The organism is Vibrio sp. 10N.286.45.E10 (assembly GCF_002874195.2).
In the GTDB taxonomy this organism is placed as follows: Bacteria; Pseudomonadota; Gammaproteobacteria; order Enterobacterales; family Vibrionaceae; genus Vibrio; species Vibrio crassostreae.
The window spans coordinates 2,204,733-2,226,809 of record NZ_MCWD02000001.1 but is presented as its reverse complement, the minus strand read 5'-3'; the positions used below and the strand labels follow the sequence as shown (position 1 = coordinate 2,226,809).

Here is a 22,077-nt window from a genome sequence, read left to right as displayed (position 1 = left end):
CATTTTGATACGTACAATAGGCTGATAAATTTTATGGAGAAGTACGTGTGAAATTATTTTTTGCTTCAGACCTACACGGTTCGCTGCCAGCAACAGAAAAAGTATTAGAGCTATACCAAGCCTCTGGTGCACAATATTTGGTTCTATTGGGTGATATTCTGAATCATGGTCCAAGAAACCCGATCCCAGAGGGATACAACCCGCCGGCGGTTGCAGATAAGTTGAATGCGTTTTCTCAAGAGATCATTGCCGTTCGTGGTAACTGCGATAGCGAAGTGGATCAGATGTTGTTGTCTTTTCCAATGATGATGGATTACTCGTGGGTGCTATTAGAATCAGGCCAACGTATCTTCCTAACCCATGGTCATTTGTACAATACCAATAAACGCCCTGCGCTGAAGGCAGGCGATATTATTGCACACGGCCATACTCATATCCCAGTTGCTGAATACCAAGATAATATCTTTATCTTTAACCCTAGTTCGGTGACATTCCCACGAGATGGCCACGCAGCGAGCTATGGTATCTATGAAAACAATACCTTCAAAGTTATTAGCCTTGAAGGTGATGTTCTCGTGAGTGGCCAGCTTTAAACCATTGGATCGGCGGTTAAAGGGCTTATTTTGAGTCTACGTGGCCGAGGTCTCTGTCTGGAGCAATGATATTTCGCACTCTTTGTTTCAGAACTTTCGCCTCAGGAAAGCCGCCATCTGCTTTTCTTTCCCAGATTTGCACACCATTGCAAAAGATTTCGAACCTGCCTCCTGTGTCTGGATGTAAACTGACTTGTTCAATTTCTTCACTGAAGGTATGCAGTAGCTCTTGGCATAACCAACTAGAACGAAGCATCCAATTGCATTGACGGCAATAGTGTATGGTGATTGTTGCTCTAGTGATAGGGGAAGCTGTTTGATCTGACTCTGTACTCATGGGTAATCCTTTTAAATGCGAGTAAATTCTTAATACCAATATCACTGTATCAATGAAAAAACAGATGCTAAGGGTAATAAAAAAGGAGCATCATGCTCCTTTTTTATTACTATGCCGTAAAGAGCTATTCGATTTTAGTTCGAAAACAATACGGTAGAACCATGATTTAAGCTAGTCAGTAACAGTGCCTTCGGGTTAACAATGTCTATGCGGCGGCTTTGCTCTGCGTCCATCTTAATGACTTGAGTGATAAGCTCTAGTTGCTCTTCTGAAAAGTCTTGGCGCTGAGCCGAAGTCACATCTTTAAACTCTGTTGGCGAAACCAGTAAGTAGTTATCGTTAATATCCCACTGACCCGTTTCAGAGATGTTGATGACATTCGCAGGCTCAGTTTGATTACCGTAAAGTCTAACCACTGACATTCTCAAATATGTACCATTTGGCAGGTACTTCGCATTCGATGATAGTTCAACTCTACGAAGTGGGCCGATTGAGTCAGCTTGCTTGTTATCGCTAATCAGCGTCACCATCTTAGATTGCCATTCATGCTGAGTGAGCAAGCGCTCTACTTTTGCATCGCTGCCCCAATACAACCAACCACTCAAAAATGCAGATAGAACCAGTAAAATAATCGATACTTTTAATTTCATGTTACTGACCACCGTTACAAATGTCGTTTACATCCGACTGGTTTGCGTAAATTCTTAGAGTTACATTTTCGCTTGAGTATTCTTGCGGGTGAATGTAGTTGAGGGCAAGGTTATTGGTTTGCCCACCTGTTGCAATCACTTCAGTCGGCTTTAGCATGCCAGTGTGATTCGTGTTGTAACGTAATACACACTTCTCTATCGCTGGCAGCCAACTGCTAAGATCTGGGTGGTTAATCGGTGATTGAACCTTTACGCCATCTATTTCAGCCAATGTTTTGAACTCGGACTCTGCCGGGTTGGTAAACGTCAAAACGAGAATTGGCATGATGAAAGCGGCAAGCAGTAACCAAAATGTTAGCCACTTATTGGTGTTTTTAGCGGGAGCCGTAACAGGAGCGGTTGCTGGTTCTAGTTCTACCTTGGTCTCTTGAACTTTTGCAATTGGCTCTGATTCAACCGTTTCAGTGATCGTTTCTTCAGTCGCTGCAGGCGTTGCAAACGTCAAGATAGGTTCTACGTCATTTTCGGTAATTTCAGCAGCTACTGGCTGATCATTTGATGAAAGTGGGGCAGAGCGCTCAACGGTTGCAATAAATTGATAACCGCGTTTAGGCACGGTCTTTACGAATTCTGGAGATTTGGTCGAATCTTTCAGCATCTTTCTTAGTGTCGATACTGCTTGCGTTAAGCTAGAGTCATCAACCTCAAAGCCTTGGTCTCGCCAAACATACTCGTGTAATTCATTACGAGTGATAACTTCATTGGGTCTTTCTGACAGCATCAGGAGAATGCGGCTTTCATTGCTGCCAAGGCGTACGACTTCGCCGTCGCTCATTTGGTCAACAAGTGAGTTGCTGTTTGGATCGAAGACAAACCGCTGTGCGAGAATAAACTTTGTGCCGATATTGCTCATTGAATTCTTCTACTTTTGGATGATTTGGGGTGCGAAATAGACAAATCTCAGGTGAAGTTCAGTTAATTCTTCACCAAATCATGGCTTCTTTTATGTTCTTTTATATTTATCAGACTCAAGGATAATAAAAACAGATCAAAAAAACAGTGTTTTTATGATTTTTGACCTTGAATTTACATTTGTCATCCTCATGTTAATGAACATAAGAGTGGCATCAAGTGTTACTCCCCCTATGGTTATTCAACATAAAGTATAGATGTTTTGGAGTAAAAATGAGCGAAACGGCAACGCAAAATAAAGAGACTCGTGGCTTTCAATCTGAAGTAAAACAACTACTTCATCTAATGATTCACTCACTGTATTCAAATAAGGAAATCTTCCTACGTGAGCTGATCTCTAACGCATCTGACGCGGCTGACAAGCTTCGTTTTCAAGCTCTATCTAATGGTGACCTTTACCAAGGTGATGCTGATTTAGGTGTGAAACTTTCATTCAATGCTGAAGCAAACACCTTAACGATTTCTGATAACGGTATCGGCATGAGCCGTGACAATGTTATTGAGCATTTAGGTACGATTGCTAAATCAGGCACTGCAGATTTTTTCTCAAAGCTATCTGAAGACCAAAGCAAAGACTCTCAATTGATTGGTCAATTTGGTGTTGGTTTCTATTCTGCGTTTATCGTTGCTGACGCGGTAACGGTTCGCACTCGTGCAGCTGGCCTAGAAAACAATGAAGCCGTTCAATGGCACTCTGCTGGCGAAGGCGATTACACCATCGAAGACATCACTAAAGAATCTCGCGGTACTGACATCATTCTGCATATGCGTGAAGACGGTAAAGAGTTCTTAAACGAATGGCGCCTGCGTGAAGTGATTGGTAAGTACTCTGATCACATCGGCATCCCTGTTTCTATCTTCACAGCCGTGAAAGATGACGAAGGTAAAGACACCGAAGAGAAGCATTGGGAACAGATTAACAAGGCGCAAGCGCTTTGGACTCGTAACAAATCTGATATCGAGAAAGAAGAGTATCAAGAGTTCTACAAGCACGTATCTCACGACTTTGCTGATCCACTGACGTGGAGCCACAACAAGGTTGAAGGTAAGAACGACTACACAAGCTTGCTTTACATCCCAGCGAAAGCACCTTGGGACATGATGAACCGTGACCACAAGAGTGGCTTGAAACTTTACGTGCAGCGTGTATTCATCATGGATGACGCAGAGCAGTTCATGCCATCTTACATGCGTTTCGTTCGCGGTCTGATTGACTCAAACGATCTGCCATTGAACGTGTCTCGTGAAATCCTGCAAGACAACAAGGTAACTCAGTCTCTTCGTGGCGCATGTACCAAGCGTGTACTAACTATGCTTGAGCGCATGGCAAAGAATGACAATGACAAGTACCTAGAGTTTTGGAAAGAGTTCGGCCTAGTATTGAAGGAAGGCCCAGCTGAAGACATGGCGAATAAAGAGAAGATCGCTGGTCTACTCCGTTTCTCGTCAACGGAAGTGGATTCTGCTGAACAAACCATCAGCCTTGAATCTTACGTTGAACGCATGAAAGAAGGCCAAGATAAGATTTACTACCTAACAGCGGATAGCTACGCTGCAGCTAAGAACAGCCCACACTTGGAGCAGTTCAAAGCGAAAGGTATTGAAGTGGTTCTAATGTACGATCGCATTGATGAGTACGTAATGAACTATCTAACTGACTTTGATGGCAAACAATTCCAATCGATCACAAAAGCAGGCTTAGATCTAAGCAAGTTTGAAGGTGAAGAAGAGAAAGAGAAGCAGAAAGAGACTGAAGAAGAGTTCAAGTCTGTTGTAGAGCGCACTCAATCTTACCTAGGTGGTCGTGTTAAAGAAGTTCGTACGACCTTCAAGCTAGCAACAACACCTGCGGTTGTAGTAACGGACGACTTCGAAATGGGCACGCAAATGGCTAAGCTTCTTGAAGCTGCTGGTCAAGCTGCGCCTGAAGTGAAGTACATCTTCGAGATTAACCCTGAGCACGCTCTGGTTAAACAAATGGCCGATGAAGCAGACGAGCAAGCGTTTGGTCGTTGGGTTGAGTTGCTACTTGGGCAAGCGATGCTGGCTGAAAAGGGCTCAATGGAAGATCCGTCACAATTCTTGGGTGCAATCAACGAGCTACTGACAAAGCGTTAGTCTTTCGACTTTAGGTTAAGCCAAAAATTGTAATAAAAAGCTCGCAAATGCGGGCTTTTTTTTATGAACGTCGCTGAAAATCTATTAAACGTGGTCAACGTCACCGTTATCGTCACAACAAATGTTGCCGATACATTCTTTAGTCGTAAATTCAGCCAAATTGAATATTAATGTGATAGAATGCTCGACCTAATCAGCTGGAGCTAGGAACCAATTTCTTCCAGTTGTATGATTTTTAAACGTTATACCGAAACTTACCGTTTTGCTTCTGTTTACAGTTTTGCTTAACCTCAGCTGTTACCTAACTTTTCCTGTTTATCTTAAATATGAACGAGGAAGGTGGGATAGTGAGCTTCGGTATAAATCATAATTTTATAAGAGGATTAAACATGCGCATCATTCTTCTAGGTGCTCCTGGCGCGGGTAAAGGTACTCAAGCTAACTTCATCATGAACAAATTTGGTATCCCTCAAATTTCAACTGGTGACATGCTACGTGCTGCTATCAAAGCGGGTACTGAGCTTGGTAAGCAAGCAAAATCAGTAATCGACGCTGGTCAGCTAGTTTCTGATGAAATTATCCTTGGTCTTATCAAAGAGCGTATCGCTCAAGATGACTGTGAGAAAGGTTTCCTACTAGACGGTTTCCCACGCACAATCCCACAAGCTGATGGCCTAAAAGAAATGGGCATCGCTGTTGATTACGTTGTTGAATTCGACGTTGCTGACGATGTGATTGTTGAGCGTATGGCTGGTCGTCGTGCTCACCTTCCTTCAGGCCGTACATACCACACTGTGTACAACCCGCCTAAAGAAGAAGGCAAAGATGACGTAACTGGCGAAGAGCTAGTTGTACGTGATGACGACAAAGAAGAAACCGTTCGTGCACGTCTAGGCGTATACCACGATCAAACAGCTCCGCTAATCTCTTACTACGGTAAAGAAGCTGAAGCAGGCAACACTCAGTACCTTAAGTTTGACGGTACTAAGCAAGTTGCTGAAGTTAGTGCAGAACTTGAGAAAGCACTAGCATAATTGGCTAACAGCCAGTTTTAGAATTTGATATATTGGAAGCGACCTTAAGGGTCGCTTTTTTTGTTTCAGTTTTTAGTACGATACCAATCTAGATAATTCGATTACACACCATTCAAGATGAAACCGTTTTTGATGAAGGTGGCTCACAATCGAGAGTAGATGTTGCGATATCCCATTTAAAGAATGATTATTCAGACATTTAGTGGGAACCAATGATCTTAAACTTATGCAGATTAGTATATTACTTTCCAGAAAATCACATATTGGTCTCAGGTATCTATGGAAAATAATAAAAAGCAGGGCGTTTTACTGGTGAACTTAGGAACACCAGATTCGGCGACCCCAGCTGGCGTTCGTCGATTTTTGAGTGAATTCTTACACGACAAGCGAGTAGTAAACCTAACCCGTTGGCTTTGGTGCCCAATCTTGCACGGGGTGATTTTACCGATTCGAGCACCCAAAGTAGCCAAGTTGTATCAATCTGTCTGGATGGATGAAGGCTCACCACTGTTTGTGTATTCTCAAAGACAAGCTGAAAAGCTCCAGAAGAAACTAGAGATGCCGGTTGCACTGGGTATGACCTATGGTAACCCAAGCATTAAGACTGGTGTTGAGCAACTGATGGACCAGGGCGTTGAGGACATCATCGTACTGCCTTTATATCCTCAGTATTCTGGCACAACCACAGCGGCAGTTTCTGATGGTTTAACCAAAGCCTTTAAACAGATGCCAGTTATCCCAAGCTATCGCTTTATTCGTGACTACTACTCACACCCTAGCTATGCCAAAGCATTGGCTGAAAGCGTTCGTAGCCATTGGGAACAAAATGGCAGAGCCGATCACTTGGTTTGTTCGTTCCACGGTATTCCGAAGCGCTTAGCTGATGAAGGCGATATCTACCCACAGCATTGTGAAGCAACGACAAAGCTGCTTGCTGCTGAGCTAGGTTTATCTGAAGAAGACATCACCATGACCTACCAATCGCGATTTGGTCGAGAGGAGTGGTTGAAGCCATACACTGACGAGACACTTGAATCACTGCCAAGCAAAGGTATCAAGAAGATCGACATCATGGCACCTGCATTTTCGGTTGACTGTTTGGAAACGTTAGAAGAGATTTCAGACCAGTGTAAAGATACTTTCATTGACGCTGGTGGTTCGGACTTTAGCTACATTATGTGTTTGAACGACAGAGACTCGCACATCGATATGATGGCAGAGTTAGTCGCTCTATATCGCTAACAGCTGCTGAGCCTTGATTACGTCTTATCGCATAAATAACAAAAGGGCTGCTCATTGAGCAGCCCTTTTTGAACTTGAAGTTTCTTCTTGAAATAGCTCTAGATATTAAGCAACAGACGTTTCTGCTGTCTCAGCTTTTGGCTCTGCTTCAAGCGTCATGTTGGTTTCTACACCATGCATCCAGGATACGAGCTTACCAGCACAAAGAAGCAATAATACGCCACTAATTGTTGCTGTAATCGCGATACCACCAAAGATAGACATCGCGCCAAGCTCACCAACGTGAGAACCCACTAGGCCTGCTACGTAGTTTGCAACCGCATTGAAGCCAAACCAAGCACCCATCATTAGTGATGCTAAACGAAGTGGAGCTAGCTTAGTGACCAACGACAGGCCAATAGGCGATAAACAAAGCTCACCAAGTGTATGGAAGAAGAAGGCACCTACTAGCCATAACATCGATGTTTTCACTGTTAGGTCACCACCTTGCTCCATTACCGCACCCATCATGCACACAAAGCCAAGTGCTAAGAAAAACAGCGCCATCGCAAACTTAACAGGTGAGTTTGGCTCACGCTTACCCAGTTTCACCCAGAACGCAGCAATGATTGGAGCAAGTGTAATGATGAAGAATGGGTTCAAAGATTGGAACCACGCAGCAGGAACTTCAAAGCCACCAATCATACGGTCAGTATATTGTTGAGTGTAGATGTTCATTAGGCCGCCAGCTTGTTCAAAGCCCGCCCAGAATACAATCACGAACAGACCCATAATCAGAATAACTTTTAGTCTGTCGAATTCTTCTTTAGTTAGTGGCGCTTTCTCTTTCGATTTGTTCAGTTCTTTTGCTCGAGCAGCCGCAGGTACAGAACCGATGTTGCCTAACCAAGATTGAGCCATCGTCATTTGCATGATCAAGCTAATAACCATACCGATACCAGCAGCCAAGAAGCCCGCTTTCCAACCGAATGAATCCACTGCTGCACCGGAAATCAAGCCACCAAGTAGTGCGCCTAAGTTGATGCCCATGTAGAAAATGGTGAAAGCACCATCACGGCGGTTATCACCTTCTTGGTACAAGTCGCCAACCATGGTCGAGATGTTTGGTTTAAACATACCGTTACCACTGATAAGCAGTGCTAAACCAAGGTACAGAGCGTTGACTTGGTCTAAGCCAATAAAGCCGTTAGGTAGAGCCAGTGTGAATTGGCCTAGAGCCATCAATACACCACCAATTAGGATCGATTTACGTTGTCCTAGGTAGTTATCGGCAATCCAGCCACCAATTAATGGTGTGATGTAGACTAAACCTGTGTAGATCCCGTAGAGATCGAGAGCGTCTTTTGTTGACCAACCAAGGCCACCATTAAGAGTGGTATCAGTTAAGAATAAAACAAGAATTGCACGCATTGCATAGTAGGAGAAACGTTCCCATAGCTCTGTGCTAAATAGTAGAAATAGGCCTCTAGGGTGGCCAAAGATGTTGTGAGTGCTTGGCATAAGTTTTACTAATTTTAGGTATTAAAAGATTTTATAGTCACTTATGTATACAGAGTGGAATAACCATCTGCAATAGGCGTCTTTTATGGTTACGATAACTAATTTTTTATAACTGCATGAAAATAAGGGGTTTTCTATGCAATGTTACCCAGATAATGCGTGCTGCAAACTAATTTTCCAGTTTTGGGCTGGATGCATAGTGAGCTTTTTAAAAGAATTACCGAATAATAAAAGTGAAATGCATTGACTTGTTGTATCATTTTGATCTTCATAGGGTATGGTGTGTTTTATTTATCTGGCATACATACGCTTACAAGAATGCGCCTTTTTATCTGTAAATGATCCCTGTACAATGCTTAACCACTTTTCGGACCTATGACTTTTTGTTGATAAGTTGGTCTGTTACGCATAATTTCTTGCTTATCAGTCTTCATTTTATTAACGGTGATTAAACCGTTTTAGGCTTGTGGTAAAATGTTCAAAAATAGAAAATGGCTAGTAAAATGAAACGTTGGTATTTGCTCTACTGTAAGCGTGGTGATCAAAAACGCGCTCAACAGCACTTAGAGAATCAAGGGGTAGAGTGCTTTTATCCTCAAATAGAAGTCGAAAAGGTGGTGAGAGGGAAAGAAAAGCAGGTCAAAGAGCCGCTGTTTCCATCTTACATCTTTGTTCGCTTTGACTATGAGCAAGGTCCTAGCTTCACGACTGTTCGTTCAACGCGCGGTGTGGTGGACTTTATTAAGTTCGGCACAAGACCGCATGAGGTCCAAGGTGACTTGGTTTTTGAACTCAAAGAGTTTGAGAAGTGCTACAGCATCGAAACTGAAGATTGTTGTGTTGAGTTTGAATCTGGGCAGGTGGTTAAGATTCAGAGTGGCCAGTTTGCCGGGGTTGAGGCTATTTTCGATCAGAAAGACGGTGAGGCTCGATCGATTATGTTGGTAAAAATGATCAGCCACGTGGTTCCTATCAGTATTGAGAACGAAGCACTACAAGCTCACGCATAACTGCAACAATAAAAAATAGGCTTAAAAATAAAAAGGCGCATCATGCGCCTTTTTTAGTCTTTAGGGTTTGTTCAAAACGCTCTAAGCGTTGTAAGCATCGTTGTGAACGGCTTGTACTGCACGGCCCGATGGGTCGACACAGTTTTTGAATGACTCATCCCACTCAATCGCTTTTGCTGATGAACAAGCAACTGAAGGTCCACCTGGTACACATTCTGCCGCTGATTCTAGAGGGAATAGCTCCTCAAAGATTTCACGGTAAGCATAACCTTCCTTGGTTGTTGGCGTGTTGTAAGGGAAACGGAACTTAGCAGCCTCCATTTGTTGATCCGTTACTTTTGCTTCAGCCGTTGCTTTCAATGTATCAATCCAATCGTAGCCAACACCATCAGAGAACTGCTCTTTTTGACGCCATGCGATTGAATCTGGTAGGTAGTCTTCAAAACACTCACGCAGGATGTGTTTCTCCATCTTACCGTTACCACACATCTTGTCTTCAGGGTTCAGGCGCATTGCGACATCGATAAACTCTTTGTCTAAGAATGGTACACGACCTTCAACGCCCCATGCTGCCAATGATTTGTTTGCGCGAGCACAGTCGAACATGCTTAGAGCAAGTAGCTTACGTACTGTTTCTTCGTGGAACTCTTTTGCGTTTGGCGCTTTATGGAAGTAAAGGTAGCCACCAAAGATTTCATCAGCACCTTCACCAGACAATACCATTTTGATGCCCATTGCTTTGATCTTACGAGCAAGCAAGTACATTGGCGTTGATGCACGAATCGTCGTTACATCGTAAGTCTCGATATGGTAGATAACATCACGGATCGCATCTAAGCCTTCCTGAATGGTGTAAGTCATCTCGTGGTGCACAGTACCGATCTTGTCCGCAACTTCACGAGCAGCGATAAGATCTGGTGCGCCTTCAAGGCCAACTGCGAATGAGTGTAGTTGTGGCCACCAAGCTTCAGATTGCTCATCATCTTCGATACGCATTGCAGCAAAGCGTTTAGCGACCGCTGAAGTAATTGATGAATCAAGGCCACCAGATAGAAGTACACCGTAAGGAACGTCAGTCATTAGTTGGCGTTTAACAGCTGCTTCTAGTGCTTCAGTCAGTTCTTCTTTGCTTGTGCTGTTGCCTTGTACCGCAGCGTACTCGTTCCAATCGCGGATGTAGTAGCGTTGAGGTTCTGCATCTTTCGAAGAGTAGAAGCTACCAGGAGGGAATTCACTGATCGTCTTACATACTTCAACCAATGCTTTCATCTCTGAAGCAACGTAGTAGTTACCGTGCTCATCGTAACCTTGGTAAAGCGGGATGATACCAATATGGTCGCGGCCCACTAGGTATTCGTCTTTCTCTTCATCGTATAAAACGAAGGCGAAAATACCGTTAAGCTCTTCTAGAAGGTCTGCACCCATCTCTTGGTATAGCGCTAGGATAACTTCACAGTCAGAATCAGTCTGGAACTGGTACTTATCTTCATAGCGTGCGCGAAGTTCTTTGTGGTTATAAATTTCACCGTTCACTGCAAGAATGTGCTTTTTGTCTTGGCTGTATAGTGGTTGAGCACCACTGTTCAAGCCAACAATAGCAAGACGTTCATGAGCAAGGATTGCTTTTTCACCAGCATAGATACCAGACCAGTCCGGACCACGGTGACGAAGCTTCTTAGACATTTCTAAAGCAATAGGGCGAAGTGCTGCGGCATCACTTTTAATGTCGAGAATGCCAAATACTGAACACATAGAACTTCCTTTTAAATAATTTCTAAATCAACTGCATTCAATTTGCCATTCTGGCTAAAAAAAGCAACCGGATGTGAGCAAAAAAATAATATAAAGGGTGTTCTGTTAGAAATTATCTAATTTTTATGTGCTTTTGGTGTGTGATGTTTAATTGCGGTTGGTTTTTTAAACAAAAACCTCTCAAAAGTGCGAAAAATAGTCAGTTTTGAGAGGTTTAGTTGAACACGGTCTAATACTAGATTTTATTGATATTTGGATTTAACTGTTCGCAAACGTGGCGAGCAAAACCACTACCAGCCTCGCTGTAAATGTTAAATGCCGCATCAACGCCATTCTCTTTCAGTGTTTCGAGTTGATCTGGATATTCAGCAATAGCCGCAATTTGGCCTTTAAAGTTACGTGACTTCAATTGCTCTAAAGCGGTTTGATTACCTTGGTGGTGAGGCATAGCCAGGATCACTAGCTTTACGTTTGCTGTATCTAGAATTCGTTCCCAGAAATCCGGGTCAGTCGCGTCACCAGAGATCACGTTCCTGCCATGGCTTCTGTGATTGTGCGCGGCTTCTTCGCGAACTTCAACACCTAGGCTGACTTTGCCATAGCGAGTGCGTAATTCGTCATAAGCACCAGTACCAATTCGTCCCATACCAAGAATCAGCACTTGGGCCCGACCTGGGTCAATTCGCTTATCACGTCGGTGAAGCTTTTCTGACGCATGCTCTTTTAGCCATTTACCTGACTGCTGATAAAGCTTGTGACCAGCTCGGTTTAAAGGTGCTGCGATTAAGAACGACAGTGAAACAGCAATTGCCACAGCCACCAAGATGTCACCTGACATCCAGCCCATCTTGAAGGCGAGACCACCAACGATGAGGCCAAACTCGCTATAGTTAAACAGTGATAGCGAGGCAAGTAGAGACGTTCGAACACGGAACTTGAAGCGGTTGAGTACCAAGAAGTAGAGAACACCTTTCACTGGCAGCATCAGCAAGAACAAGATTGCGAGCATAAAGCCTTGAATGGTTGGTTGCTCTGACAAACCAATGTTCAAGAAGAAACAGACAAGGAAAAGTTCTTTAAGGTTAAACAGCGACTTTGATAATTCTGAGGCTTTTGGGTGACCAGCAAGTAACATACCTAAAACAAGAGCCCCCAAGTCTGGTTTCACACCAACCAAATGGAATAAACCAGCACCGACGACTAATGCGAAGAAGATGCCGGAAAGAACCAGCATCTCACCGTGACCAACCCAATCGAGCACTTTGTAGAACAGTGGGCGTAATAAGGGTAGGGCAAACAGAGCAATCGCATACCACTCAGGTATTTTGCCCGTAGAAGCCGTTAAGAATACTACGGCGAAGATATCCTGCATGACCAAGATACCAATCGCTAACGTTCCGTAGGTCGCATTCATTTCGCCTTTCTCTTGCAGAGTCTTAACCGCAAATACGGTACTAGAGAATGAAAGAGCAAAACCGAGCAGAACGATCTGTTCTACCGACATGGCAGCTAGCGATGAAATACCTAAGAACTTAAAGCCAAACAGGGCGACGGCGAAAAACAGAGTGGACAAAAGGTTGTGGATTGTCGCGCCAGCCCAGATCTCTTTAGAGAGTAGGGTTTTGATATCGAGCTTTAAGCCGATAGTAAATAGAAGCAGAGTAACACCAAGGTCAGCTAAAGTAATGATGGTGTCATTGGTTTCAAAGCCAAAGGCAAAAAGCCCAAAGCCTGCAACCAAAAAACCAACTAATGGGGGAAGGTGACACTTTAAAGCAATAAATCCTGCGATAAACGCAGTGGATATTAATATAAGTTCCATAACTTGTTGTTGTAGTTCCCTAGCTTAAAAAAACGGGCCGTGTTTATACAAACACGGCCCGCGGAAAATCAGAATTGTTTTTCTCTAGTCTTCGAGAAGCTTCTGCAGTAACACGCCGTTGAGCATGGCGCGCTTAATCATGGCAAAAGCTCCCATCGTAGGATGTTTATCGATCTGTGATGCTACAATAGGCAAGCCGCTATGGAAAGTCGTTAACGACTGATTCTCTACATTGCGCTTAATTGCAGGGAAAACAATCTCTTGTGCCTTGGTAATATCACCAGCAATGATAACTTTTTGAGGGTTAAATAAGTTAATCGTCATGGCGATAGCCTTACCTAACTGGTTTCCTACTCGAACTAAGCTTTGCTTCGCCAGTTCGTCACCATTGATTGCATGGTCACACACATCTTGAATCGTAATACGGTCAAGCTCTGTTAAAGAAGACTCATAGCCTTGTTTAATCAGTTTTTGAACTCGTTCAACGATTGCTGGGTTTGCCGCTACGGTTTCAAGACAACCGAAGTTACCACATTGGCATTGCTCGCCTAGCGGATCGATTTGGATATGGCCAATCTCACCTACGTTGCGGTTGTGACCTAAGAAAACCTGACCATTTACGATAATACCTGCGCCGGTACCACGGTGAACACTCACTAAAATAGAGTCTTGGCTGTCTTTACTTGCACCGAAGTAGTGCTCTGCAAGCGCCATTCCGCGAACATCGTTACCCACAAAACAAGCGACATGGAATGTGTCGCGAATAATGTCACTTAAAGCCAGGTTATCGATATCCGTGTTTGGCATGTACTCAACAACACCAGTCGTTGGGTTAACCAAGCCTGGAAGTGTGACACCAATAGCAATCAGCTGATCGATCTTTGGTTGGTGTTCAGCAATAAAAGCCTTCAAATTATTAACCAAGCCTTGGGTAAGGTCTGACTGGTCTGAATAATTCAGGTCTTGCTGTTGGAAAGCCAACTCACGACCGCCAAGGTCATGAAGGCTTATTTGAATGTAGTCTCGACCTAAACGCACAGCGACAGAATGAAAAGGTTCTACTTCTGTGGTTAGGGAGATAGCGCGTCTACCGCCAGTAGACGCTTGCTGCGCAACCTCTTTAATTAGGCCGCGCTCTAAAAGTTGGCGGGTAATTTTTGTAACACTTGCCGGTGCGAGTTGGCTTACATCAGCCACTTGTATACGACTGATAGGCCCTTGTTGGTCTATAAGTCGGTATACCGCCGCACTGTTTAGTTGTTTAACTAAGTCTACGTTACCTATTTGTCCGCCATTCATACTTAATTGTGCTCGTATTGTCCGTTAACAACAGTCGCTTTAACGTTAAAGTCTCGGTCAAATACAGCTAGGTTTGCAACCATGCCTTTTTTGATTCGACCTAGCTTGCTTTCTACACCGATAGCCGTAGCTGGGTATAGCGTAGCCATGCGAAGAGCTTCGTCTAAAGCGATACCAGCGTGCTCAACTGTATTCTGAACTGCTTCAATCATAGTCAGAGCTGAGCCGCCCAGTGTGCCGTTTTCATCAACACACTTACCATCACGGTAATATACTTTCTTACCGACAAAAATAAAGTATTCCATGTCAGCACCTGCAGGAGCTGTGGCATCCGTCACTAATACCAACTTTTCTCCCTTGATTTTATGCGCAATTCTGATGTTTGCGTAATCAACGTGGAAACCGTCGGCAATGATGCCAGCGTAAACCTCTGGTGTGTCGTAAATCGCGCCTACAACGCCCGGTTCACGACCGACCATAGGGGTCATTGCATTGAATAGGTGAGTAGCGAACGTGATACCAGATTCAAAACCTTGGCGTGCTTCTGCGTAAGTTGCGTTGGTGTGGCCGATAGAAACCACAACGCCAGCTTTGTGCAGGCGTTCAATGTGTTCAGGGTCGTTTAACTCTGGAGCTAATGTAACTTTTGCAACAAGGTCACTGTTGTCACAGATAAGCTCAATCATTTCGTTGTCAGACTTACGAATGTGATCGACGCTGTGGATGCCTTTTTTCGCAACGTTCAAGTACGGACCTTCTAGGTGCAGACCTAAAGATTGGTTTTGGTACTGGTTGTGGTACTCACGAGCTGCCGTAATAACCGCACGCATATCTTCGTCTGAAGAGGTGATAAGCGTTGGTAAGAAGCTAGTACAGCCAGATTTCAGATTTGCTTTGTGCATGATCTGCATGGTTTCTGCAGTGATCTCATCGTTAAGCATTACACCGCCACAACCGTTCAGTTGTAGGTCAATGAAACCTGGACTTAGGTTTGCTCCGTCTAGGTCGCGAACCTCGATTCCCTCTGGCAATTCAGAGATAGGACAGACTTTTTTGATCAGTTCGTTTTCGATTACAACAGCATGATCGGTCAGAACATCACTACCAGTGTAAATTTTACAGTTACTTAGCGCGTACATAGTCAGCTAATCCTTATTTCGTGAGATCTTTTAAATTCGTTCGTTACCTAAATGCGGACTTAGTTTGCGAGCATCATTTACGTAACGATTTATCTTTTATGGGCAAACGGCTTCAATATGGGAAGCTATTTAAGTATTTGAAAAATATATGAAAAACTGATCATTATTATACATTTAGGTTCATTGTTAATGATTATTCATACGGCAATAGAAGCCCGCAGATACCATCTTTTTACCTAATGATTAGATTTGGATTTTATCTATAAATGTTCATTTTTTTGAATGATAAAATAAGTTTTATGATCTCGCTAGCAAAAACCTCTGGATTTGGTAAAAACTGGTGATTAGGATCACAAATGGTAAGGTTTTAATTTGCGGAGCAAAATTAATTGAATACACTGAATAGGACTAAATTGAGCGACTAAAATAAGTTTCTCAAACGAATTCTAAAAAATCCTATAGGGGGAAACAACTGGTGAATATTCTAGGATATGCACAGAAGCTTGGTAAGGCGTTAATGCTACCAATCGCAACGCTTCCGATTGCGGCGCTTCTTTTACGTTTAGGTCAAGGCGATCTACTTGATATTCCATTCATGGCGCAAGCTGGTGGTGCTATCTTCGGTAACCTACCATTGCTCTTTGGTCTAGGTATCGCGATTGGTCTTTCTAAAGACGGTAACGGCGCAGCAGGTCTTGCTGGTGCAGTTGCTTACTTCGTACTAACTGCTACAGCAACGACAATTAACGCAGACGTTAACATGTCATTCTTCGGCGGTATCTTCGCAGGTATCATCGCAGGTCACTCTTACAACGCTTTCCACGCGACACGCCTTCCAGAGTGGCTGGCTTTCTTCGCGGGTAAACGTTTAGTACCTATCATGGCCGGTCTATTTGCACTTGTTGCAGGTGCTGTGTCTGGTGTGGTTTGGCCTGGTGTTCAATCTGGTCTAGACGCACTGGCTCACGCAGTATCAACGTCTGGCGCTATCGGCCAATTCGTTTACGGTACTCTTAACCGTGCACTTATCCCTGTAGGTCTACACCACGTATTGAACTCATACTTCTGGTTCGGTATGGGTACATGTCAAGAGATCATCGTTGCTGGTCAAGGCGCATTCGCTAACATCACTCAACTTTGTGTTGACCCAGCACTGGCTAAAACTCTAGTTGTTGGCCAAGAGCACACATTCACATTCGCTAACTCTGTAACTCCAGAAATCACTACTGTAGTTAAAGAAGTGACTGAAACTGTTAAATCTGGTGACCTACACCGTTTCTTCGGCGGCGATAAAGGCGCTGGCGTATTCATGAATGGTTTCTTCCCAGTAATGATGTTCGGTCTACCAGGTGCTGCACTTGCAATGTACCTAGCTGCTCCTGCTGAAAAACGTAGCCAAGTTGGTGGCGCACTATTCTCAGTTGCATTCTGTTCATTCCTAACAGGTATCACAGAGCCGCTAGAATTCATGTTCGTATTCCTAGCTCCTGCTCTATACGCAATGCACGCTGTATTTACAGGTCTGTCTCTAGTAGTTGCTAACATGTTTGGTACTCTGCACGGTTTCGGTTTCTCTGCTGGTCTTATCGACTTCGTATTGAACTGGGGTCTAGCAACTAAACCATTCGTACTACTACTAATCGGTCTTGGTTTCGGTGCTCTATACTTCTTCACTTTCTCTTTCGCAATCCGCGCTTTCAACTTGAAATCGCCAGGTCGTGAAGATGATGACGAAGCTGTTGCAGCTCCTGCTGGCGACGCACCAAAAGGCGACCTTGCACGTCAATACCTGAAAGCTCTAGGTGGTCACGATAACCTAACTTCAATCGACGCTTGTATCACTCGTCTACGCTTAACTCTTAAAGACCGCTCTGTCGCTGATGAAGTTGTTCTTAAGAAACTAGGTGCTAAAGGTGTGGTTAAACTAGGTGAAAATAACCTACAGGTTATCCTAGGCCCACTAGCTGAAATCGTAGCTGGCGAAATGAAAGCTATCGGTGCAGGCGAAGACCTATCTGATGTAAAACTTCCATAGTAAAGGAAGTACTTAATTAAGACGTAAAGTTACTCTTAAGTAAGTGTCAAATTGAAAGCCTCCCACATGGGAGGCTTTTTTGTGCCTGCTGTTTAAGGCTAATGAACACGGTTCGTTCTATTCTTCATCGAATAGCAGAAATATTCGCAATTAACGGACGGTTCTTATTGTGCAAAGGCAAAGAATTGTGGATGATTAGCAACAATGATCTTTCAATCTTTGACCGGCGCTATAAGCGACCGTTTTCTTGGGGATGAAAGATAACTTTCTCTGACAATACTAAATACATAGAGGTGCTATAGATGAGTGAAGCTGAGGCTCGTCCATCGAATTTCATTCGCCAAATTATTGATAAAGATTTAGCGGATGGTACACACAGTAGCGTGCATACTCGTTTCCCGCCGGAGCCAAATGGCTACCTGCACATTGGTCACGCTAAATCTATTTGCTTGAACTTTGGTATTGCTCAGGACTACCAGGGACAATGTAATCTTCGTTTCGATGATACAAACCCTGAAAAAGAAGACGTTGAATACGTTGAGTCAATTAAGAATGATGTAAGCTGGTTAGGCTTCGAATGGTCTGGTGATATTTGTTACTCATCAAACTACTTCGATACGCTTTACGCTTATGCTGTGGAATTAATTAATAAAGGCTTAGCGTATGTTGACGAGCTAAGTCCTGATCAAATCCGTGAGTACCGTGGCACGCTAAAAGAGCCAGGTAAAGCGAGCCCATACCGTGACCGCAGCCCTGAAGAGAACCTAGCGTTGTTTGAAAAAATGCGTGACGGTGGCTTTGAAGAAGGTAAAGCGTGTTTGCGTGCTAAGATCGACATGAGCTCTTCGTTCATGGTTATGCGCGATCCTGTTATCTACCGTGTTCGTTTTGCTCACCACCATCAAACAGCTGACAAGTGGTGCATTTACCCAATGTACGACTTTACTCACTGTATCTCTGATGCGCTGGAAGGTATTACGCACTCTATCTGTACGCTTGAATTCCAAGATAACCGTCGTTTGTACGATTGGGTTCTAGATAACATCACGATTGATTGCCAACCTCGTCAGTACGAGTTTAGTCGCCTGAATCTTGAATACACAGTGATGTCTAAGCGTAAGCTGAACCAACTTGTGGTTGAAAACCTAGTTCAAGGTTGGGATGACCCACGTATGCCTACTATTTCTGGCCTGCGTCGTCGTGGTTTTACTTCAAGCTCTATTCGTGAATTCTGTAAGCGTATTGGCGTGACAAAGCAAGAGAACATGATTGAGTTCGGTTCACTTGAGTCTTGCATTCGTGATGATCTGAACGAAAATGCACCTCGTGCAATGGCCGTTCTGGATCCAGTTAAGATCGTTATTGAAAACTACGAAGCAGATGCAGTAGAAACGTTAACTGTTGCAAACCATCCAAACAAGCCAGAAATGGGAACTCGCGAAGTACCATTTACCCGTGAAGTTTGGATTGAGCGTGATGACTTCCGTGAAGAAGCAAACAAGAAGTACAAGCGTTTGGTTCTAGGCAAAGAAGTTCGTCTACGTGGCGCTTATGTGATCAAAGCTGAACGTATCGAAAAAGATGCAGAAGGCAACATTACGACTATCTTCTGCTCTTACGACAATGAAACATTGGGTAAGAACCCTGCAGATGGCCGCAAAGTGAAAGGCGTTATCCACTGGGTATCTGCTGATAAAGCGCTGCCTGCTGAGATTCGTTTGTACGATCGTCTATTCACAGTGGCAAACCCAGCCGCTGCTGATGACTTCGCTGCAACGCTAAACCCTGAATCACTTGTTACGCTAAATGGTTTTGTTGAACCTAGCCTAGCAGAAGGTGTTGCAGAGCAAGCGTACCAGTTTGAACGTACAGGCTACTTCTGTGTGGATTCGAAAGACTCTAAAGCAGATGCACTAGTCTTCAACCGCACGGTTGGTCTGCGCGATACTTGGGGTAAAACTGAAGCTTAATGCTTGAGCATTTAGTTTGTTAAAAACGACCCAATAAAAAACCGGCTTAGAGCCGGTTTTTTTGTGTCTGCGGATATGTGCCTAGAGAGGACGTTGCTAATTTACTCTACTCGCTCAAGTTATATATCATCTGGTCGAGAGTTCGTGATTTCACCAGTGCGGGAGTTATACCAAAATACGTATTCAGCTCTGTCTGGATTTCTATGATGACCTTCAGCTGTGAAGATGTAATAGCAGAGCGCTTGAGCAGTAACAGAATCGCCCTCTTTAGTTAAAAAGGTTAGATTTTGGCGGCGCGATACAAAATCGAATCCATCAAAATTGTCTCGATCGGTTGTAACCGTAAGATCGCTGTTCATAATTGCGTCCCAGATAGCGACACAACCTTGATGGCCTTGACCTATATTGTAGGGCGCGCCCATTGGCGAATTTTTATCAACACCTAAAGGGTAACCCTCATCGTTGATATCTAGCTGTGGGTTACCGTTAGCATCCTCGCCGAAGCCTGGAAGGTCGTTCATTTCTGAATTACCGCCTCCATTCACTAGCCATTTACTATGCGCGAACGTTATCGCAGTTTGAAATTGAGATTGAGCAGCGTCAAACAGAGCGATACGGCCATCGGTTTGAATGTTAAGAAAACGGGGAAGGGCAACAACAGCAAGTACGGCGATAATCACCACAACAACCAACATCTCAATTAAAGTAAAAGCCTTAACTAGCGGGATTCTTTTCATGGATACTTTATGGAGCCCTATATAAAAAACGCCGGCCTAAGCCAGCGTTCTGTATTACTTCTTCGCTTTATGCGCGTCTGGATTGCCTTTGCAATCTCCGCTAATGCTTTTGCCGTACAAGTACAAACTGTGGTTTGTCAGTTGTACGTTGTAACGCTGAGCAATCTCTTTCTGTCTTTCTTCGATGATGTCATCAGAGAATTCGATCACTTCGCCACAATCTAAACATACAAGGTGGTCGTGGTGGTGCTGTGTAGAAAGTTCAAATACAGACTTGCCGCCTTCGAAGTGGTGACGAGTTACAATGCCAGCGTCATCGAATTGGTTAAGTACTCGATAAACGGTTGCAAGACCGATTTCTTCACCTAGGTCGATCAGCTTCTTATATAAATCTTCAGCACTAATATGTTGGCAGTCTGGCTGTTGTAATACTTCTAAAATTTTGAGCCGTGGAAGGGTCACTTTAAGACCTGCATCTTTTAGCGCTTGATTATTGTCTGACATATACTTTCCTGTTGATGATCTGCAGCAATTAACAGAATTCAATATTAATACCATTATAGTTTAGTCAGGCATAACAATAAACCACGAACTTCAAAGGGTTACTTACTGACATCACAATCTGTTTTGTAAATTGGAAGTATCTCACTTATAGTGGAGGTACGACCAGTCAAGGTGACGGTGTTTCTGATATGAACATGGAATGTTGTTATGAATAAGCAACTCGCAAAAATATATAAACCCAACATTGTAAAATTTGCTCTTAATATTTGGCCTCCCTTTTGGGGAGCGGGTATTCGAATAGCCCACATTAGCGCTGACTTTAGGGTTGTTAAGACGGTACTTAAGCTACGCTGGTGGAATAAGAACGCCAATCGTACTCAATATGGCGGCAGTATCTTTTCTCTTACCGATCCCGTTTACTCATTGATGTTAATGGGAATTTTAGGTGAGCGATATTATGTTTGGGATAAAGAAGCGAGCATTAACTTCATCAAGCCGGGGCAATCGGACTTGTATGCAGATTTTGAGATAAGCCAAGGGCAGCTTGACGATATCTATCGTCAGACACAGCTCGGTGAAAAGTGTTTTCCTGAATTTATTATTCACGTGAAAGATAAGCAGGGTAATGTGGTCTCAGAAATTCAACGCACCCTCTATGTAAGAAAGAAGCCGCAATTTAGAGATGATGATGAAGCATTAGAAGCTGAGTGCTAATTAATAGATTTTAAATAGCAAAAAACCTCCCATAAGGAGGTTTTTTCATATCTACATAATGGTTATTAATTGTAACAATTAACAACCACTAGAGAATTAGTCTTCTAGCTCTGCTAGGCACATTTCTGCGTGGATTTGTTTAACCCAGTTAGATACGCGCTCATCAGTTAGCTCAGGTTGACGGTCTTCATCGATACATAGACCAACGAATTGGCTGTCATCGCCTTCAACTAAACCTTTCGATGCTTCGAATTCGTAGCCTTCAGTTGATGTGTGACCTAGGATAGTACCGCCTTTCGCTTCAACGATGTCACGGATAGTACCCATAGCATCACAGAAGTATTCTGCGTAATCTTCTTGGTCGCCACAACCAAAGATAGCAACAAGCTTAGTTGAGAAATCAATAGCTTCTAGCTCTGGGAAAAAGTCATCCCAATCACATTGTGCTTCGCCGTAGTACCACGTAGGGATACCAAGCAGCAGTAGATCGAAGTTATCGATATCTTCTTTGCTGCTTTTTGCAATGTCTTGAACGTGAACGAGCTGTTTGCTCAATTGCTTTTGAATCATCTTAGCAACAGCTTCAGTGTTACCTGTATCGCTACCAAAGAAGAGACCTACACTTGCCATAGAATCATTACCTTTCATT

The 22,077-nt window shown here is 43.6% G+C and carries 19 protein-coding genes; 8 read left to right on the top strand and 11 right to left on the bottom strand.

What is annotated here, in order from left to right; translation table 11 throughout:
- Nucleotides 1-47 precede the first annotated feature (47 nt).
- Nucleotides 48-593 (top strand): phosphodiesterase, encoded by a 546-nt coding sequence (yfcE, locus tag BCU34_RS09755; protein WP_102432776.1) that lies wholly within the window; start codon nucleotides 48-50, stop codon nucleotides 591-593.
- Nucleotides 594-618: 25 nt separating this feature from the next.
- Here the strand turns inward: yfcE and BCU34_RS09750 are convergent, their stop codons facing one another.
- From BCU34_RS09750 to BCU34_RS09740, 3 genes are all read right to left on the bottom strand, one after another.
- Nucleotides 619-930, bottom strand: coding sequence for a SelT/SelW/SelH family protein (locus tag BCU34_RS09750; protein ID WP_048660863.1), 312 nt, complete (start codon nucleotides 928-930; stop codon nucleotides 619-621).
- Between the two features lie 134 nt (nucleotides 931-1,064).
- On the bottom strand, nucleotides 1,065-1,580 hold the full coding sequence (locus BCU34_RS09745; protein ID WP_017066005.1) for a regulatory protein ToxS: 516 nt from the start codon (nucleotides 1,578-1,580) through the stop codon (nucleotides 1,065-1,067).
- A gap of 1 nt (nucleotide 1,581) precedes the next feature.
- Entirely contained in the window at nucleotides 1,582-2,493 is a 912-nt protein-coding gene (locus BCU34_RS09740; protein ID WP_048660862.1) for a transcriptional regulator, read from the bottom strand.
- A gap of 272 nt (nucleotides 2,494-2,765) precedes the next feature.
- On the opposite strand from BCU34_RS09740, the gene htpG reads away from it, so the two are divergent.
- The 3 genes from htpG to hemH all read left to right on the top strand — a co-directional run bounded on the left by htpG (nucleotide 2,766) and on the right by hemH (nucleotide 6,946).
- Complete coding sequence (gene htpG / locus BCU34_RS09735) at nucleotides 2,766-4,670, top strand: molecular chaperone HtpG (protein WP_048660861.1); 1,905 nt, start codon at nucleotides 2,766-2,768, stop codon at nucleotides 4,668-4,670.
- Nucleotides 4,671-5,059: 389 nt separating this feature from the next.
- The gene (gene adk, locus BCU34_RS09730) at nucleotides 5,060-5,704 is read left to right on the top strand and encodes an adenylate kinase (RefSeq protein WP_048660860.1); all 645 of its coding nucleotides are present in this window, start codon (nucleotides 5,060-5,062) and stop codon (nucleotides 5,702-5,704) included.
- Between the two features lie 279 nt (nucleotides 5,705-5,983).
- On the top strand, nucleotides 5,984-6,946 hold the full coding sequence (hemH, locus tag BCU34_RS09725; protein WP_102479478.1) for a ferrochelatase: 963 nt from the start codon (nucleotides 5,984-5,986) through the stop codon (nucleotides 6,944-6,946).
- Nucleotides 6,947-7,051: 105 nt separating this feature from the next.
- On the opposite strand, the gene BCU34_RS09720 is transcribed toward hemH, so the two are convergent.
- A complete protein-coding gene (locus BCU34_RS09720) occupies nucleotides 7,052-8,446 on the bottom strand; it encodes a peptide MFS transporter (RefSeq protein WP_017629610.1) in 1,395 nt (464 codons plus the stop codon).
- 503 nt (nucleotides 8,447-8,949) lie between these two features.
- On the opposite strand from BCU34_RS09720, the gene rfaH reads away from it, so the two are divergent.
- Nucleotides 8,950-9,456: a transcription/translation regulatory transformer protein RfaH gene (gene rfaH / locus BCU34_RS09715; protein WP_102479170.1), complete on the top strand. Its 507-nt coding sequence runs from the start codon at nucleotides 8,950-8,952 to the stop codon at nucleotides 9,454-9,456.
- A gap of 81 nt (nucleotides 9,457-9,537) precedes the next feature.
- On the opposite strand, the gene asnB is transcribed toward rfaH, so the two are convergent.
- The 4 genes from asnB to nagA all read right to left on the bottom strand — a co-directional run bounded on the left by asnB (nucleotide 9,538) and on the right by nagA (nucleotide 15,468).
- A complete protein-coding gene (asnB, locus tag BCU34_RS09710; protein WP_017062196.1) occupies nucleotides 9,538-11,208 on the bottom strand; it encodes an asparagine synthase B in 1,671 nt (556 codons plus the stop codon).
- 235 nt (nucleotides 11,209-11,443) lie between these two features.
- Nucleotides 11,444-13,030, bottom strand: a complete 1,587-nt coding sequence (locus BCU34_RS09705) for a cation:proton antiporter family protein (RefSeq protein WP_065675885.1) — start codon at nucleotides 13,028-13,030, stop codon at nucleotides 11,444-11,446.
- Between the two features lie 84 nt (nucleotides 13,031-13,114).
- Nucleotides 13,115-14,329 carry a DNA-binding transcriptional regulator NagC gene (gene nagC / locus BCU34_RS09700; RefSeq protein WP_017629614.1) on the bottom strand — a complete coding sequence of 405 codons (1,215 nt, stop codon included), beginning with the start codon at nucleotides 14,327-14,329 and terminating at the stop codon, nucleotides 13,115-13,117.
- A 2-nt stretch (nucleotides 14,330-14,331) separates the two neighbouring features.
- On the bottom strand, nucleotides 14,332-15,468 hold the full coding sequence (gene nagA / locus BCU34_RS09695) for an N-acetylglucosamine-6-phosphate deacetylase (RefSeq protein ID WP_019820501.1): 1,137 nt from the start codon (nucleotides 15,466-15,468) through the stop codon (nucleotides 14,332-14,334).
- A gap of 475 nt (nucleotides 15,469-15,943) precedes the next feature.
- Between nagA and nagE the strand changes: the two genes are divergently transcribed.
- Nucleotides 15,944-17,503, top strand: coding sequence for an N-acetylglucosamine-specific PTS transporter subunit IIBC (gene nagE, locus BCU34_RS09690; protein WP_048612171.1), 1,560 nt, complete (start codon nucleotides 15,944-15,946; stop codon nucleotides 17,501-17,503).
- A gap of 302 nt (nucleotides 17,504-17,805) precedes the next feature.
- Nucleotides 17,806-19,473, top strand: a complete 1,668-nt coding sequence (gene glnS, locus BCU34_RS09685; RefSeq protein ID WP_102478244.1) for a glutamine--tRNA ligase — start codon at nucleotides 17,806-17,808, stop codon at nucleotides 19,471-19,473.
- Between the two features lie 119 nt (nucleotides 19,474-19,592).
- Here glnS and BCU34_RS09680 read toward each other — a convergent pair whose 3' ends face one another.
- Together BCU34_RS09680 and fcrX are read right to left on the bottom strand one after the other, a co-directional pair.
- Entirely contained in the window at nucleotides 19,593-20,210 is a 618-nt protein-coding gene (locus tag BCU34_RS09680; RefSeq protein WP_080967728.1) for a prepilin-type N-terminal cleavage/methylation domain-containing protein, read from the bottom strand.
- Nucleotides 20,211-20,264: 54 nt separating this feature from the next.
- Nucleotides 20,265-20,714, bottom strand: coding sequence for a ferric iron uptake transcriptional regulator FcrX (fcrX, locus tag BCU34_RS09675; protein ID WP_048606469.1), 450 nt, complete (start codon nucleotides 20,712-20,714; stop codon nucleotides 20,265-20,267).
- A 207-nt stretch (nucleotides 20,715-20,921) separates the two neighbouring features.
- Here fcrX and BCU34_RS09670 point away from each other — a divergent pair, with 207 nt between their 5' ends.
- Nucleotides 20,922-21,428, top strand: coding sequence for a DUF4442 domain-containing protein (locus tag BCU34_RS09670; RefSeq protein ID WP_019820496.1), 507 nt, complete (start codon nucleotides 20,922-20,924; stop codon nucleotides 21,426-21,428).
- Between the two features lie 96 nt (nucleotides 21,429-21,524).
- Here BCU34_RS09670 and fldA read toward each other — a convergent pair whose 3' ends face one another.
- Entirely contained in the window at nucleotides 21,525-22,058 is a 534-nt protein-coding gene (gene fldA / locus BCU34_RS09665; RefSeq protein ID WP_102478245.1) for a flavodoxin FldA, read from the bottom strand.
- Nucleotides 22,059-22,077 lie beyond the last annotated feature (19 nt).